Source organism: Microbulbifer sp. ABM4_008 (assembly GCF_056311705.1).
This window is the reverse complement of record NZ_CM149970.1, coordinates 5,044,689-5,059,530: the sequence shown is the minus strand read 5'-3', so window position 1 is coordinate 5,059,530 and position 14,842 is coordinate 5,044,689. Positions and strand designations below refer to the sequence as shown.

13 protein-coding genes are annotated in these 14,842 nt (G+C 53.9%); 10 read left to right on the top strand and 3 right to left on the bottom strand.

Annotated elements, in window-relative coordinates; translation table 11 throughout:
• Positions 1-41 precede the first annotated feature (41 nt).
• From ACYX4J_RS21995 to ACYX4J_RS21970, 6 genes are all read left to right on the top strand, one after another.
• A complete protein-coding gene (locus tag ACYX4J_RS21995) occupies positions 42-1,790 on the top strand; it encodes a S8 family peptidase (RefSeq protein ID WP_476177563.1) in 1,749 nt (582 codons plus the stop codon).
• Positions 1,791-2,124: 334 nt separating this feature from the next.
• The gene (locus ACYX4J_RS21990; protein WP_445355379.1) at positions 2,125-3,369 is read left to right on the top strand and encodes a sterol desaturase family protein; all 1,245 of its coding nucleotides are present in this window, start codon (positions 2,125-2,127) and stop codon (positions 3,367-3,369) included.
• A 223-nt stretch (positions 3,370-3,592) separates the two neighbouring features.
• Positions 3,593-4,213, top strand: a complete 621-nt coding sequence (gene gmk, locus ACYX4J_RS21985; RefSeq protein ID WP_444906844.1) for a guanylate kinase — start codon at positions 3,593-3,595, stop codon at positions 4,211-4,213.
• A 98-nt stretch (positions 4,214-4,311) separates the two neighbouring features.
• Positions 4,312-4,575: a DNA-directed RNA polymerase subunit omega gene (gene rpoZ, locus ACYX4J_RS21980; RefSeq protein ID WP_413663830.1), complete on the top strand. Its 264-nt coding sequence runs from the start codon at positions 4,312-4,314 to the stop codon at positions 4,573-4,575.
• A gap of 51 nt (positions 4,576-4,626) precedes the next feature.
• On the top strand, positions 4,627-6,744 hold the full coding sequence (spoT, locus tag ACYX4J_RS21975; protein WP_476177562.1) for a bifunctional GTP diphosphokinase/guanosine-3',5'-bis pyrophosphate 3'-pyrophosphohydrolase: 2,118 nt from the start codon (positions 4,627-4,629) through the stop codon (positions 6,742-6,744).
• Positions 6,745-6,899: 155 nt separating this feature from the next.
• On the top strand, positions 6,900-7,283 hold the full coding sequence (locus ACYX4J_RS21970; RefSeq protein ID WP_476177561.1) for a Rid family detoxifying hydrolase: 384 nt from the start codon (positions 6,900-6,902) through the stop codon (positions 7,281-7,283).
• A gap of 47 nt (positions 7,284-7,330) precedes the next feature.
• Here the strand turns inward: ACYX4J_RS21970 and ACYX4J_RS21965 are convergent, their stop codons facing one another.
• Entirely contained in the window at positions 7,331-8,215 is an 885-nt protein-coding gene (locus ACYX4J_RS21965; protein ID WP_476177560.1) for a sugar nucleotide-binding protein, read from the bottom strand.
• A gap of 142 nt (positions 8,216-8,357) precedes the next feature.
• Positions 8,358-8,618 (bottom strand): GlsB/YeaQ/YmgE family stress response membrane protein, encoded by a 261-nt coding sequence (locus ACYX4J_RS21960; RefSeq protein WP_108735039.1) that lies wholly within the window; start codon positions 8,616-8,618, stop codon positions 8,358-8,360.
• A 189-nt stretch (positions 8,619-8,807) separates the two neighbouring features.
• On the opposite strand from ACYX4J_RS21960, the gene ACYX4J_RS21955 reads away from it, so the two are divergent.
• Complete coding sequence (locus tag ACYX4J_RS21955; protein ID WP_282930624.1) at positions 8,808-9,731, top strand: hydrogen peroxide-inducible genes activator; 924 nt, start codon at positions 8,808-8,810, stop codon at positions 9,729-9,731.
• On the top strand, positions 9,710-11,815 hold the full coding sequence (gene recG, locus ACYX4J_RS21950) for an ATP-dependent DNA helicase RecG (protein ID WP_476177559.1): 2,106 nt from the start codon (positions 9,710-9,712) through the stop codon (positions 11,813-11,815). The genes ACYX4J_RS21955 and recG overlap by 22 nt, the downstream gene beginning before the upstream one ends.
• A gap of 10 nt (positions 11,816-11,825) precedes the next feature.
• On the opposite strand, the gene ACYX4J_RS21945 is transcribed toward recG, so the two are convergent.
• A complete protein-coding gene (locus tag ACYX4J_RS21945) occupies positions 11,826-13,142 on the bottom strand; it encodes a dicarboxylate/amino acid:cation symporter (RefSeq protein ID WP_475713468.1) in 1,317 nt (438 codons plus the stop codon).
• Between the two features lie 37 nt (positions 13,143-13,179).
• Here ACYX4J_RS21945 and ACYX4J_RS21940 point away from each other — a divergent pair, with 37 nt between their 5' ends.
• Both ACYX4J_RS21940 and ubiA read left to right on the top strand, forming a co-directional pair.
• Complete coding sequence (locus ACYX4J_RS21940) at positions 13,180-13,893, top strand: chorismate--pyruvate lyase family protein (protein WP_476177558.1); 714 nt, start codon at positions 13,180-13,182, stop codon at positions 13,891-13,893.
• Positions 13,890-14,771 carry a 4-hydroxybenzoate octaprenyltransferase gene (ubiA, locus tag ACYX4J_RS21935; protein WP_476177557.1) on the top strand — a complete coding sequence of 294 codons (882 nt, stop codon included), beginning with the start codon at positions 13,890-13,892 and terminating at the stop codon, positions 14,769-14,771. The genes ACYX4J_RS21940 and ubiA overlap by 4 nt, the downstream gene beginning before the upstream one ends.
• Positions 14,772-14,842: the final 71 nt, after the last annotated feature.

Here is a 14,842-nt window from a genome sequence, read left to right as displayed (position 1 = left end):
ACTGATAGCCGGATTTAAAATATCTCGGAGATATAACAATAATGAAATCATCATTGAAAAGTCTTTTGCAAAAGACGACTCTGGCGAGTGCGTTTTCGTTACTGTGTGCTACCTCTTTCGCTACTCACGCAGCGGACGCGGAAAAAACACTGCTAACCGACCGCATCATCGTAAAGTACAAGGAGAGCGCTAAAGTTGGGAAGGCGGCCACCATGGCCACAGAGACGGTCGAAAAAGCTTCCCGTCGCGCCGGCCACAAGATGCGCCACCTCCGCCGTATGGCCACTGGCGCCCAGGTAATGCGCCTGGAAGGCCGTAAAAGTAGAGCTGAAGTAAACGCGATCATCGATCGCCTGAAACAGGATCCGGATGTGGAATACGCAGAGCCGGACCTGATTATGAAAGCGATGGCCGAGCCCAATGACCCGAGCTATCTCAGCCAGTGGCATTACTACGAGTCCACCGGCGGCTTGAACCTGCCCTCAGCTTGGGACGTTACCCAGGGCGATGGCGTAGTGGTTGCCGTACTCGATACCGGTTATCTCCCCCACGCCGATCTGGTAGACAATATCCTGCCGGGCTACGATATGATTTCTGACACTTTCGTCTCCGTAGATGGAGATGGACGTGATGACGATCCCACTGACCCAGGGGATTGGTATACAGATAAAGCCTGCGGTGACGATCCGAGCATCCCCTCCGAGAGCGATAGCAGCTGGCACGGCACCCATGTAGCCGGCACCATTGCCGGGGTTACTAACAACAACATGGGTATCGCCGGTGTAGCCTATGATGCGAAGATAGTGCCCGTTCGTGTGCTTGGACGCTGTGGTGGCTATACCTCTGATATTGCCGACGGCATTATCTGGGGTGCCGGTGGTTCTGTCAGCGGATTACCAAGCAACCAAAACCCAGCCCAAGTATTGAACCTGAGCCTCGGCGGTGGCGGTAGCTGTGACACTACCACGCAAAGCGCTATCGACACTGCGCGCAGCCTCGGCGCTACCGTGGTTGTCGCCGCTGGTAACAGTGGTGCCAACGCAAGCCAATACTCGCCTGCCAGCTGTGATGGGGTTATTACCGTTGCGGCAACTGACCGTACCGGCGGCCGCTCTTATTACTCCAACTATGGCAATGTGGTTGATGTCGCTGCACCCGGTGGCGCACAGAGCTTCGCAAACGATTCCGACGGTATCCTTTCCACCTACAACAACGGCTCTACCGATGCGGGCAGCGATAGCTACTATTACAGCCAGGGCACCAGTATGGCAGCCCCCCATGTCGCCGGCGCAGCAGCGCTGATTTATTCGGTTAACCCCGACGTTACTCCGGATGAAGTTGAGTCGATCCTCACCAGCACCGCTCGCAGCTTCCCCTCTTCTTGCAACAACTGCGGCTCCGGTATTGTGGACGCGGCAGCAGCTGTAGCTATGGCGAGCGGCGACGATAGTGGTAATGGCGACGACGATGACGACAGTGGCAGCAATGGTTCAGGTTGGACCGAAACTAACCTTTCTGGCAGCCAGGGCAGCTGGAATGACTTCACCATTGATGTTGAGTCTGGGACTTCCACCCTTACTATAGAGATGTCCGGTGGCTCCGGCGAAGTTGATCTCTACGTGCGCCACGGTAACTATCCTACTCTGCGTCGATATGACTGTCGTCCATACCTCTGGGGTAACGAGGAGAGCTGCACCATTAGTAACCCGGATTCCGGCACCTGGTACATCAGTGTCTATGGGTATGAATCCTACAGCGGTGTGACTTTGGAAGCGGAAGCTAGCGAGTAAATAGCGACCCGTTCAGAGTAAAAAAAGACCGGCATTTGCCGGTCTTTCTATTTATAAACTCCAAAGAAAATCCTTTCACGAAGAAAACCATGACTAAACATCGAAAGTCGCACCTAGCCGTGGTACCAATTCGACGTATCGCATGCTCTTGCCAATCTTTTGGTTAGTGCCAATCAGGCACCACTTTTGTAAACCTGAAAGTTAATTACGTCAAAATCCCTTCAGCGAATACTGACTGATTTCAGAATCCATACATCACTGGCATATGCGGCCCAGTAGCCGTGTGGCAGAGTTCAATAGATACGCTATCTAATAATAAAAATATGGGGTTTCTGTGGACCTGCTTACTTTCTCTATTCCATTTTTTCTGACCGCCATGCTTATGGAGTTCGCCCTGGATCGCTGGAAAGGCTGGGGGCTCTACAGGCTGAATGACACTATTGGCAATCTCAGCACGGGGATTCTCAATCGTATTATCGGGCTTACCTATAAAAGCTTATTCCTCGTTATCTATATCCCGCTGTTTACGTTGCTACAACCCTACTATCAATGGGTTGGTTTCAACTGGTCTATCGACAATGTCTGGCACCTGGCCCTGGCGGTTCTCGCATACGACTTCTGCTACTACTGGAAGCACCGTATCTGTCACGAGGTAAACATCTTTTGGGCAGAACACCTGGTGCACCACCAGAGTGAGGACTACAACCTGAGCACAGCATTGCGCCAGTCTTCGGGGGGGCTACAGCTGGATTGGATATTTTATCTACCACTTCTATTGATTGGTTTGCCGGCAGAAATTGTTATTGTCGCCGGCGCAATTGATCTTATTTACCAGTTTTGGGTTCACACACAAAAAATACCCAAGATCCGCTGGTTGGAGTGGTTTGTCATTACCCCCTCGAATCACCGGGTACACCACGCCCAGAACGCTGTCTACGTAGATAAAAACTACGGCGGAATATTAATACTTTGGGATCGCTTATTTGGCACCTACCAGCAGGAACTCGAAACTGAGCCCTGTCTTTACGGTGTGCGTAAGCCCCTGAATACCTTTGATCCTGTAGCAGCCAATTTACAACACTTAAAGCGCATGGCAATTGATGCCTGGCATACGAAAAGCTGGTGGGACAAGTGCACTCTTTGGTTCCGCCCCACCGGCTACAGGCCCGCAGATGTAGAAAAATCCATGCCAGTAGCCTCTACCGATCTGACAAACTTTAAACGTTTCAACCCTGAAATTAGCCCTGGTTTGCGCAACTACGCATTCGCACAACACCTCTGTTACACCGCCACAACCTTATCTCTCCTCTGGTTCACCAGCGTATTGAGTTTCTGGCAACTTATGGGCTCGGTTATTGCCTTGATTATTTGCCTGGCAATTAATGGTAGGATACTGGATGGTCATCCTATTTCAGGGCGCCTCGAAACTTTGAGACTCGCAGCACTCATCTGCGCTATTCCGCTACTAAACAATACATATGTACCACTCTTCATATCCTACTTGCTCGCAAGCTCTTTGGTATGGTGGTGGTTGGCAACCCGGCGCAAAGAGGATAGAGTCACTTTCGTTAGCGATTAACAACAGGGAGGTCCCCTTAATCACAGGTGGTTGGCGGTGATTGAGAAACTCCCGCGAGGCTATCCCGGCCGGGCCCAGGCGCGCAGGTGGTAACGCGCCCTGAATCTCCCAACAGATACCCCCACTCCGGTCGGGGGCTAGCCTTGTCCCTTCATGACACTCTTTCATCTCCAGACGCAAGCTTCGGTTATAATGGGCTCTTTGCTCGCGAACAGGATCAGTTGTGCAAACAGGAACCCTCTACACCGTCTCCGCTCCCTCCGGTGCAGGAAAAACCAGCTTGGTCAAAGCGCTGGTAGACAGCGACAGCCAGGTTACCGTATCGGTTTCCCATACCACTCGTGCCATGCGCCCAGGCGAAACTCACGGCGTTGACTATCACTTTGTCGAGCGAGAAGAATTTTTGGCAATGTTGGAGCGTGATGCTTTTTTTGAGCACGCCCAAGTTTATGGCGATAATTATTACGGCACCGCCAAAGCTGAGATCGAAGAGACTCTTGCCAGTGGTCGCGATGTTATCCTGGAAATCGATTGGCAGGGGGCCGAACAGGTTCGTCGCCTGCGCCCTGATGCAGTGGGTATTTTTATTTTGCCTCCGTCCCAGGAAGCCCTGCGCGAGCGCCTCACCGGACGCGGTCAGGACGATCAAGCGGTCATTGATCGCCGTATGGACCAGGCCATCGACGAAATGACCCATTATGTCGCCGCAGATTACCTGGTAATCAACGATAACTTCGAGCAAGCGTTAACAGAGCTGCGTGCGATTATCGTTGCCCAGCGACAGCGCTTAGAGCTGCAGCAACTGCGCCACGGCGATCTACTTCAGGCACTGTTGCGCCACTGAACCAATTGATCGAATTGCATACATTTCCCGGTCCGGTAAAATAGCCGGTCCCCTGTACAGAATTTGCCTTCGGGCACAGCAAATGGAAACGAAAGTTTATGGCACGTATTACCGTTGAAGATTGCCTTGAGCATGTGGACAACCGCTTCGAGCTCGTTATCGTCGGCAGCAAACGCGCCCGTCAGATCGCTACAGGCGGCAGGGATCCATTGGTTCCCGAAGAAAACGATAAGCCCACGGTAATTGCCCTGCGCGAAATCGAAGAGGGCCTGGTGGATGCCGCCATCCTCGACGAGCCGGAACGCGAAGAGGCACCTGCTCCTATCGTTGCCCCCAACTACCTAACAGATCAGCAAGTCTGATCAGGTCTCTTACTAGGTACTTTTTGAGTTTTACGAGAGGCGCGCGCGGCATTGCACACCATAGATAGTTTGGCCCACCGCCTCTCCTCATACCTTCCTCCCGACCAGATCCAAATCGTCCGCCGCGCCTATTTTTACGCGGAGCAGGCTCACGATGGTCAGCAGCGCCGTTCCGGCGAGCCCTATGTCACCCACCCGCTGGCAGTTGCAACTATTCTCGCGGGCATGCATATGGATCACGAGAGCCTGGCGGCAGCCATGTTGCACGATGTGATCGAGGATACGGGTATCCCCAAGGCAGCTCTGGCTGAGCAGTTTGGTGGAGAGGTTGCCGACCTGGTCGATGGGGTCTCGAAACTAACCCAGTTCGAGACCGACAGCCCGGCAGAGAAGCAGGCGGAAAACTTCCAGAAGATGGCGCTAGCCATGGCCCGCGATATCCGCGTGATTCTGGTCAAACTGGCCGACCGCCTGCACAACATGCGCACTCTCGGCGCACTGAAACCGCAGAAGCGTGCCCGTATTGCCCGCGAGACGCTGGAGATCTACGCACCCATCGCCCACCGACTGGGTATGAACGACGTTCGTATCGAGTTCGAGGATCGCGCTTTTTTTGCCATCTACCCACTGCGTGCCAGCCGCTTGCGCGCCGCCCTGGTCGCCGCCCGCGGCAATCGCAAAGAGCTGCTGGAACAAATTCAGAATGCTATAGAACTGCGCTTGCAGCGGGAGGGCATCAGCTCTCTGGTGATTGGCCGGGAAAAGCACCTATTTAGCATCTACCAAAAGATGCGCACCAAGAAGAAGTCCTTCAAGGAGATAATGGATGTCTACGCTTTCCGCATCATTGTGGACAGTGTGGATACCTGTTACCGGGTTCTAGGTGTTATGCACAGCCTGTACAAACCGGTAATCTCCGAGTTTAAAGATTACGTCGCTATCCCCAAATCCAATGGCTACCAGTCACTGCACACAGTACTGCTGGGTATGCACGGGGTGCCCATTGAAGTTCAGGTCCGCACCAAGGAAATGGATGAAATGGCCAACAGTGGCATTGCCGCCCACTGGCTGTACAAAGCCTCCGGCGATGAGGTGATCAATACCGGTGGCACCAGCCAAGTGCGTGCACGGCGCTGGGTCCAGGGACTGCTGGAGATGCAGCAGCGCGCCGGCGACTCGTTAGAGTTTATTGAAAACGTAAAAATTGACCTATTCCCGGATGAAGTTTACGTCTTTACCCCTAAAGGGCAGATCGTCGACCTCCCCGCAGGAGCCACTGCCGTGGACTTCGCCTATTCCGTACACACGGATATCGGCAACTCCTGTGTTGCCGTGCGTATCAATCAGCGCCTGGCCCCTTTGTCCCAACCTCTGGAAAGCGGGCAAAAAGTCGAGATTCTCACGCGCAAAACTGCACAGCCAAACCCTAACTGGCTCAATTTTGTAGTAACCGCCAAAGCGCGCAGTGCTATCCGTCACTTCCTCAAGCACCAGCGTCACCACGATTCCATTACCCTGGGCCGGCGCCTACTGGAAAAAGCACTCAGTAAGTTCGACACGAGCCTAGACGCGCTATCACCAGAGCAATTAGAAGCGGGCCTCAAAGAAGCGAAATGCGCAACTTTGGACAAGCTGCTGGAAGAGATAGGTATGGGCAGTAAAGTGGCCTTCTCTGCCGCTAAATTACTCGCGCCCGTCACCAGTGAAGAGACTGAAGCCAGCAATATCTCTTCTCCCTTAACGATCGATGCCCAAGAGGGCATGATGATCAGTTTTGCCCGCTGTTGCCGTCCTATTCCCGGGGATGCCATTATCGGCCATATCAGCTCGGGCAAAGGCGTAGTAGTACACCGCGACACCTGCCGCAATACCGGTGATTTTCGCGAGCATCCGGAAAACATCATGCTGGTGAACTGGTCGCCGGATGTGACAGGGGAGTTCCTTGGTGATGTGCGGGTAGAAGTCGAGTCAGAGAGAGGGATTATTGCCCGACTGGCTACTCGTATTACGGAAGAGGGCGCCAGCATCGAGCAGATCAATGTGGATGAGAAGGATGCTCACAACAGCGTGATCTCCCTGACCCTGGAAGTCAGTGGCCGTGTACATTTGGCACGGGTTATGAAGCGCCTGCGCAACCTCCCTTCTGTCATACGCATCGCCCGCCCTTGAGGAACACAAGGGAATCCCATTGGGAACTGCCATTAGGCTTCAAAGCGCGATATATTTAACCGACTTCTGAAAGCCCCGCAAATAAGTAAGGGATTAATCGGAAGTTCCGTATAGGTCTTCCTTTTCAACAATATTGATAAGTAATGGAGTACCCCATGCCCAATCGAGCCGTTATTAAAACCGACCGGGCACCCGCCGCAGCTGGTACCTATTCCCAGGCAGTAAAAGTGGATAATACTGTTTACCTGTCGGGACAAATCGCTCTGGACCCAGAGACACAACAGATGATTAGCGGAGGTTTTAGCGATGAAGTCCACCAGGTCTTTCGCAACCTCAGCGCAGTCTGTGAGGCCTCTGACGGATCGCTTCAGCATATTGTGAAACTCAATCTCTACATTACCGACAGCAGCAACTTTGCCGCTGTAAATGAGATAATGGCAAAGTTTTTCGAAGAGCCTTATCCCGCCAGGGCAACCGTCGTCGTCAAGGAGTTGCCGCGGGGAGCCCTTTTTGAAGCCGAAGCGATTATGGTGACCTGAGGCAAGAAGTTCTCGCCGATGCTGTGGCAATAATTGAGGAGGGCAGCTCAGCCCTCCGACTCCAACAGAGCGCTATAGCCCACCTTGTAATCTGGATATTTCAATTCGTAACCACTGGACAGCATCAACTGATTGCTGAGCTTTTTCGAGCGGCGCTCGCTCGTTTGCACAATCTCGCGTAGGTGGGCACTGGTATATCCCATCGCTTTTACCAACCACTGTTGCAGCTCGTACATCGGCACAGGCTGGCTATCGGCGCCTATATAAAGAGGCTCCGGGACCCACCCATGTTTGTGCCTTTCAATAAGGTGCAATAAAAAACCAATACAATCATCGACATGGATGCGATTGCTATATTGCGGTGGCTGGGGAGGAGCGCAGCGACCAGCGCGAACCTGCGACAACAAGCGATCTCGACCAGGCCCATAAATTCCCGCAAAGCGCACAATGCAACTGTTGGGAATTGCGTTGCGAATGATCTCTTCAGCTGCCAGCAAACTATCTCCCTGAAAACCACTGGGCAGGGGTAAGGTTTGCTCATCGATAAAGTCATCACCGCTTTGGCCATAAACACGAGTAGATGAAACCCAAATAACCAAGCGCGGTGGGGATGGAAGGTGCGGAACAACTTCAGCGACTGCCTTTGCCGTTTCCACATAAGCGCGGTGATAGCCGGTTGGTGTGTGCTCAGTGGGGGTAAATGTCGCGAGAATGACATCCGCCCCCGTAGACAACAAGCGTTCAATATCCTCTTTCTTAGTGGCATCCCCCCGGCGCCAATTCACCACATCTGCCCTGCGCTTACTCGCCAGAGCTACCAGGGGATTGCGCCGCATTCCATAAACCGCGTATTGCTTTCGGTCTATATGCAGTGCCAGTCTCGCCCCGAGGTCACCACACCCAAGGATCCAAAGCTTTTCTTGTTGTGTCATATAGTTCCCGGTGAACAATCTTTGCTGTCCACCTTATTCCCTTGATTCAGTGCTATTCAGTCCTAAGGTGCTGGGGTCATTTGGGCAAATATCAAATTCGGAATGCTTATAGTTCGCCGCCGAGGCTCTCCCCAAAGGCGGACTAGTTGCCACGCCTTTTGAACATGCGATAGATCGCAAGAAAAATTATTGCACCAATCGTAGCCGTTATTATGTCGCCTATTCCGAAACCAGTCACTGGGCCACCGAACCCGATCAGGGCACCGAGCCAGCCTCCAATAAAGGCACCGACAATGCCGATGACCATAGTGACTATCCAACCACCAGGATCTCTCCCGGGCATAATCCACTTTGCCAAAGCGCCGGCAATCAACCCGAGAATGACCCAGGACAGAACTCCCATGACGTATCTCCGTTCGGTGTGCCCCTTACAGATATAGCAAAATTTTGCGCCTCAATCCCACCTGAATTCCCAAAACTAGTAAATTTTCCCAATATTCGCTCTCAGCTTACAGATTGAGACAGGGTATTGGCTAGCGGCGATTATTTATGAATAATTACTATTACTAATGGCCATCTAATTGCCTCGACCATGACTCTCAATGAACTGCGCTATATCGTAACTCTCGCCCAGGAACAGCATTTTGGCCGTGCCGCCGAGCGCTGTTACGTCAGCCAACCGACACTCTCTATCGCAGTAAAGAAACTGGAGAAAGAGCTCGGTGTCGCCCTGTTTGAGCGCTCAAAAACTCGAGTGCAGGCAACACCATTGGGCGAGAGAATTGTCGCCCAGGCCCAGCTGGTTCTGGAACAATCAGCAGCCATCAAAGACATTGCCAGCGCCGGCAAGGACCAGCTGGCTAGCCCCCTGTCTGTTGGCGCCATCTTTACTATTGGGCCCTACCTGTTCCCACACTTTATTCCCCAACTACAGCATTTGGCACCAGAAATGCCACTCTATGTTGAGGAGGGATATACCGCCACGCTGAGACAGAGGCTGCGCAAGGGCGAGCTGGATGCCATCATTATTGCTCTCCCCTTTACCGAGCCCGACGTTGTCACCCAACCCCTGTACGACGAGCCATTTGTTGTATTGATGCCCGCAGGCCATCCACTTACAAAGCAGGAGGTTATCTCCCCGGATCAACTCACTGAAGACAATGTGCTTCTGCTGGGTGAGGGCCACTGCTTCCGTGATCAGGTACTGGAAGCTTGTCCGCACCTGCAACTAACCATGGAAAAAGAAGCGGGCGGCGGCAGCATACGCACAGCCGCAGATGGCAGCTCACTGGAAACACTCCGCCATATGGTGGCCTCAGGGCTTGGAATTACCGTATTGCCACTCTCAGCCGCCACCGCATCACAGTACGCCAGTGGCCTGCTGGAGACCCGCCCCTTTACCGCACCGGGCCCACGCCGCACCGTAGCACTGGCCTGGCGGGCAAGCTTCCCCCGACACCGCGCAATCGACATACTGCGAGAGGCCATCAGCCAGTGTCACCTGACCGTGGGATAGATAACAACCTGGCCGAGCTGCCCGTTACCACCCTCAAAGGCGTGGGGGATAAATTTGCCCAGGTGTTGGCCAAACTCCATATCAACTCCCTACAGGATTTGGTTTTCCACTTGCCCCTACGCTATCAAGACCGCACCCGGGTGGTGCCTATTGCCGGCCTCACCGCCGGTATGGATGTGGTAATCGAAGGAGAGGTCAGTGCCGCCGATGTCGTATTCGGCCGCCGCCGCAGCCTGGTGGTCAGATTACAGGATGGCAGCGGCACCTTAACCCTGCGCTTTTTTCATTTTTCTGCCGCACAGAAAAGCCGCTTTGCCCGAGGAACCCGAATACGCTGCTTTGGGGAGGCCCGTCGCGGAGCCAACGGCCTGGAGCTCTACCACCCGGAAACGGAAATCGTCGGTATCGAAAACGCGGAGACCGCAGATACCCTTACGCCGGTTTACCCGCTAACAGAAGGTGTGAGCCAGGCCCGCATGCGAGGATTGGTGGAACAGGCACTGGTTCTACTGAAAAACGGCGCTGTTACCGAGTTCTTGCCGGCAGAGCTGTTACCCAAATCTCTGCGCTACCCCCTCAGAGACGCCTTGCTTTATTTGCACGCCCCTCCGGCTGGCACCCAGCTAGATCAACTGGCATCAGGTACTCACCCCGCCCAGCAGCGTCTGGCCCTGGAAGAGTTACTGGCACACCATCTGAGTCTGCTGGAGTTGAGGCGCAATAGCGCTAGGGTAGCGGCACCACCTCTGTCCGTTAACCGATCCCTGGAGCGAGACTTTTTATCGCGCCTGCCATTTTCCCTCACCGGCGCACAGCAGAGAGTTTGCGAGGAAATCGCTGAGGATCTGGCTCAGCAAACCCCGATGATGCGCTTATTGCAGGGAGATGTGGGCGCGGGAAAAACCCTGGTCGCCGCTATGGCTGCCCTAAAGGGCATTGGGACCGGTGCTCAAGTAGCAGTCATGGCACCGACAGAAATCCTGGCAGAGCAGCACCGGATCAATTTTTGTAATTGGCTGGAACCTTTGGGTATTGAAGTTGCTCAGCTAACGGGCAGCTTAAAGGCTGCCGAGCGGCGTAAACAGCTGGGCAAGATCGCCAGTGGCGATGCCCAGTTAGTAGTGGGCACCCACGCACTTTTTCAGGAAGAGGTGGCTTTCCACAACCTGGTGTTAGTGATTATCGACGAGCAACACCGCTTTGGCGTACAGCAACGTCTGGAGCTGCGTGAGAAAGGGGCGGCAAGTGGAGCTACCGGCAGGCTGCAACCCCACCAGCTGATTATGACCGCTACACCGATTCCCCGCACCTTGGCGATGTCCGCCTTCGCTGACCTGGATTGCTCGATCATCGATGAGCTGCCGCCGGGGCGCCAACCCATCAACACCGTTGCCATTGCCAATGATCGGCGCGACCAGGTTATGGAACGGGTGCAAAGCGCCATCGCCGAGGGTCGCCAGGCCTACTGGGTTTGCACCCTTATCGAGGAGTCGGAGAGCCTGCAGGCCCAGGCGGCAGAATCCACCGCCGAAGAGCTCGCCGAAATGCTCGAAGGCGTTCGCGTAGCCTTGGTACACGGCCGCCTGAAGCCAGAGCAAAAAGAGCAGGTGATGAGCGCCTTCAAGGCCGGGGAAGTGGATTTGCTGGTAGCCACCACGGTCATTGAAGTGGGCGTCGACGTGCCCAATGCCAGCCTGATGATTATCGAAAACCCCGAACGCCTGGGCCTGGCCCAATTGCACCAGTTGCGCGGCAGGGTCGGTCGCGGCTCTATTGCCAGCCACTGCGTGCTGCTGTACGGCACACCGCTATCGCAGAATGGCCGCGCCCGCTTGCAAGCGCTGCGTCAACACAGCGATGGTTTTGCTATTGCAGAGGAAAACCTGCGTCTGCGAGGTCCCGGGGAAATCCTCGGCACCCGCCAGACAGGGGAGATCCAGCACCGTATCGCAGACTTGCAGAGGGATGCTGAGCTGCTGCCGCAAGTGCAAAAAATTGCTATTTCCCCTCAATTGACAGAGGGCATGCGACAACAGCTGATTAAACGCTGGTTACAGAACAAGCCCCGATTTGCCGAGGCTTGAGGAAAGCGCCCTAGTGGGCTCCTACTGTGTTGTTGTCGTTAATGCTGACACTTTTGTAATTGGCATCGTAGTAAGTCTCTTCGTCCAGGGCACCTTCACTCTTCGCCACCACACTACTTACTACCGCATCACCGGTAATATTGACCGCCGTGCGCACCATATCTAGCAGGCGGTCTACGCCGATCACAATGGCAATCCCCTCGAGCGGCAGACCCACCTGCTGCAATACCATACCCAACATAATCAGGCCGACGCCGGGCACCCCAGCAGTACCGATAGACGCCAGGGTCGCAGTCAGGATCACTGTCAGAAAGCCAGTCAGGCCGATCTCAATACCAAAGAATTGGGCAATAAAGACCGTAGCCACACCCTGCATAATCGCAGTGCCATCCATATTGATAGTCGCGCCTAAGGGAACTGTGAATGCAGCAATTTTATTATCCACACCCAGGCGCTTCTCTACCGTCGACAAAGTCACCGGGATAGTGGCAGCAGAGGAAGCGGTACTGAAGGCGAAAACCATGGTCGACCACATTTTCTTCAGTAGCTCTAAGGGATTGAGCCCACTCAGCAGCTTCAGAATCACCGAGTAAGTCCCCAATGCATGCAGAAGTAGGGCACAGAGCACGACCAGGAAATACTTTCCGAGTTGTACCAAACCTCCGAACCCAAGGTCGGCAAAGGTTTTCGCCAATAGCGCAAAAACGCCATAGGGGGCAAATACCATCAATACACCAACCATGCGCAATACAACGGAATTGAGGTCATTAAAGAAAGCGGCGATACGCTGGCCCGGTTCGCCACAGCGGGAAATCGCATAGCCCATCAACAGGGCAAATACGATAATCTGCAGCATATTTCCCTCAGCCATAGCGGCTACAGGATTGGTCGGGAATATATTAACCAGCACCTCGGAAAGCGGTGGGGACTCCTTCGGCACAAATGTTGAAGCGGCTTCAGCTGCAGTCTCATTAACACCAACTCCGGGCTGGAAGATCAATGCCAGACACAGTGCCAGAGTAATGGCGATGGCCGTTGTCACCATATAAAGAAGGACGGTTTTACCCGCCAGCGGCCCAATTCGGCTGCCTTCCGACAGGGCACAGGCTCCGCTGATCAGCGATACCAGCACCAGAGGTACCACCATCAACTTCAGCGAAGCGATAAAGATACGGCCGATAACATCGAACAGGCCTTCAGTCAGATAGAGATTAATAGCACTGTTCACACCAGCACCGAACAGCTGGCTCATATTCAAGTAATTAAATAAACACCCCACGGCAATGCCCGCAAGCATTCCCACTAAGATTTTGGTAGTAAGCCCCATAACAAGCTTCTCTTTATGAATCGTTGTTTTCATTGCAGTGAGCACTATATCCATTGCCGTGCTGGGGAGCAAAAATGCAACAGGGAGAGACCTGCTGCACCGGCCGGGATACAATGGGGCCTTTATCCAGACTGCGGAGTTATCGTTGCACCAATCACCATTTGTGCCCTCTGGCGATTGGCAGAGTTTGCCTCTTGAAACCCAGCAGCAACCACCCAAAAATCTGGTGCCCTGGCTGACCTATTCCGGATCACTCACCGCCGCTCTCAAGCAGCAAAGTGACGGGGACTTTTATGTTCGCGTGCTGTATCAGGGTTGGCAGACACCCCGCCCTGAAGAATGCCTTGTACTGGGATTGCACAATGGTAACCGGGCCCTGATTCGGGAAGTTTTGCTCTACGGTTGCGGACAGCCCTGGGTGTATGCCCGCAGCGTTTTACCCGAGCGCAGCCTGCAAGGAAAATCTCGCAATCTGCGCAGCCTGGATACCCGCCCGCTGGGGGAGTTGCTGTTTAGTGAGCCGGGCATTCGCAGGGGGGAGATCGCCCTAAATTTGCTGCAGAAATCCCCTGGCTGCGCCGATCGTGAACTTGGGGAAAAGGATTCTGAAGTCTGGGGTCGCCGCTCGGTATTCTGGCTGCGGGACAAGCCTTTACTGGTGTCAGAGGCTTTTCTTCCCAACTTCACACCGACAGGTGACCCCATAGCGCAAGAAGCAGCCAAAACTATCGCAACTGAGGATTCACTGTGATCAGCCAACAGATCGCACAACGCTGGCCCACCGCGCTGCCCTACTGGCAATTAGCGAGGATGGACAAACCCATAGGTTCACTGCTGTTACTCTGGCCCACTTGGTGCGCACTATGGCTAGCCGCTGAGGGGTGGCCGGGCTTCCACTTGTTTATCGTATTTACACTCGGTGTGATCCTGATGCGAGCGGCTGGCTGCGCAGTCAATGATTTCGCCGATCGCAAAATTGACGCCCATGTAAAGCGCACTGCGGAGCGTCCTCTGGCCACCGGCGCACTGACGCCAAAGTCTGCATTGGCGCTTTTCGCCGGCCTCAGCGCTGCCGCCTTCCTTCTGGTACTCACCACCAACACACTCACGATTCTCCTCTCGTTTTTAGCTCTGGCTCTGGCATTCGGCTATCCCTTTGCAAAGCGCCACACACACCTACCCCAGATGGTCCTGGGCGCCGCCTTTAGTATGGGAATCCCCATGTCTTTTGCAGCGTTTACAGGAGAAGTACCAGCAGAGGCCTGGTTGCTCTATACCGCCAACCTGGTTTGGACCCTGTGCTATGACACTTTCTATGCGATGGTGGACCGCGATGACGATCTTCAGATCGGCGTTAAATCCACCGCCATTTTGTTTGGGGAAATGGACAAGGTGGTCACCGGAACCTTACAACTTTTAGTTCTAATTGCCCTACTGCTTATTGGATCAAGGTTCTCACTCGGTATTTTTTACTACTTGGCGCTATTGCCGGTTTGCAGTTTATTCGTTTATCAGCAGTGGCTAATTCGGGACCGAGGGCGAGAGGGCTGTTTTCAGGCTTTTATCAACAATAATTGGGTAGGGTTTGCCATTTTCGCCGGCATATCGCTGCATTTTCTGCTGAATTGAAAGATGAGTGGGCCCCAGAAGTGGAGCGTCATATATTTGTCATATAAATCCCGTTTAATCCTCGGCCATAA

What these genes read in the sequence shown, in the direction of transcription:
- ACYX4J_RS21995 (WP_476177563.1), top strand. Translation starts at nt 42, where the DNA reads ATGAAATCATCATTGAAAAGTCTTTTGCAAAAGACGACTCTGGCGAGT.
- rpoZ (WP_413663830.1), top strand. Translation starts at nt 4,312, where the DNA reads ATGGCACGTATTACCGTTGAAGATTGCCTTGAGCATGTGGACAACCGC.
- ACYX4J_RS21970 (WP_476177561.1), top strand. Translation starts at nt 6,900, where the DNA reads ATGCCCAATCGAGCCGTTATTAAAACCGACCGGGCACCCGCCGCAGCT.
- ACYX4J_RS21965 (WP_476177560.1), bottom strand. Translation starts at nt 8,215, where the DNA reads ATGACACAACAAGAAAAGCTTTGGATCCTTGGGTGTGGTGACCTCGGG.
- ACYX4J_RS21960 (WP_108735039.1), bottom strand. Translation starts at nt 8,618, where the DNA reads ATGGGAGTTCTGTCCTGGGTCATTCTCGGGTTGATTGCCGGCGCTTTG.
- ACYX4J_RS21955 (WP_282930624.1), top strand. Translation starts at nt 8,808, where the DNA reads ATGACTCTCAATGAACTGCGCTATATCGTAACTCTCGCCCAGGAACAG.
- ACYX4J_RS21945 (WP_475713468.1), bottom strand. Translation starts at nt 13,142, where the DNA reads ATGGGGCTTACTACCAAAATCTTAGTGGGAATGCTTGCGGGCATTGCC.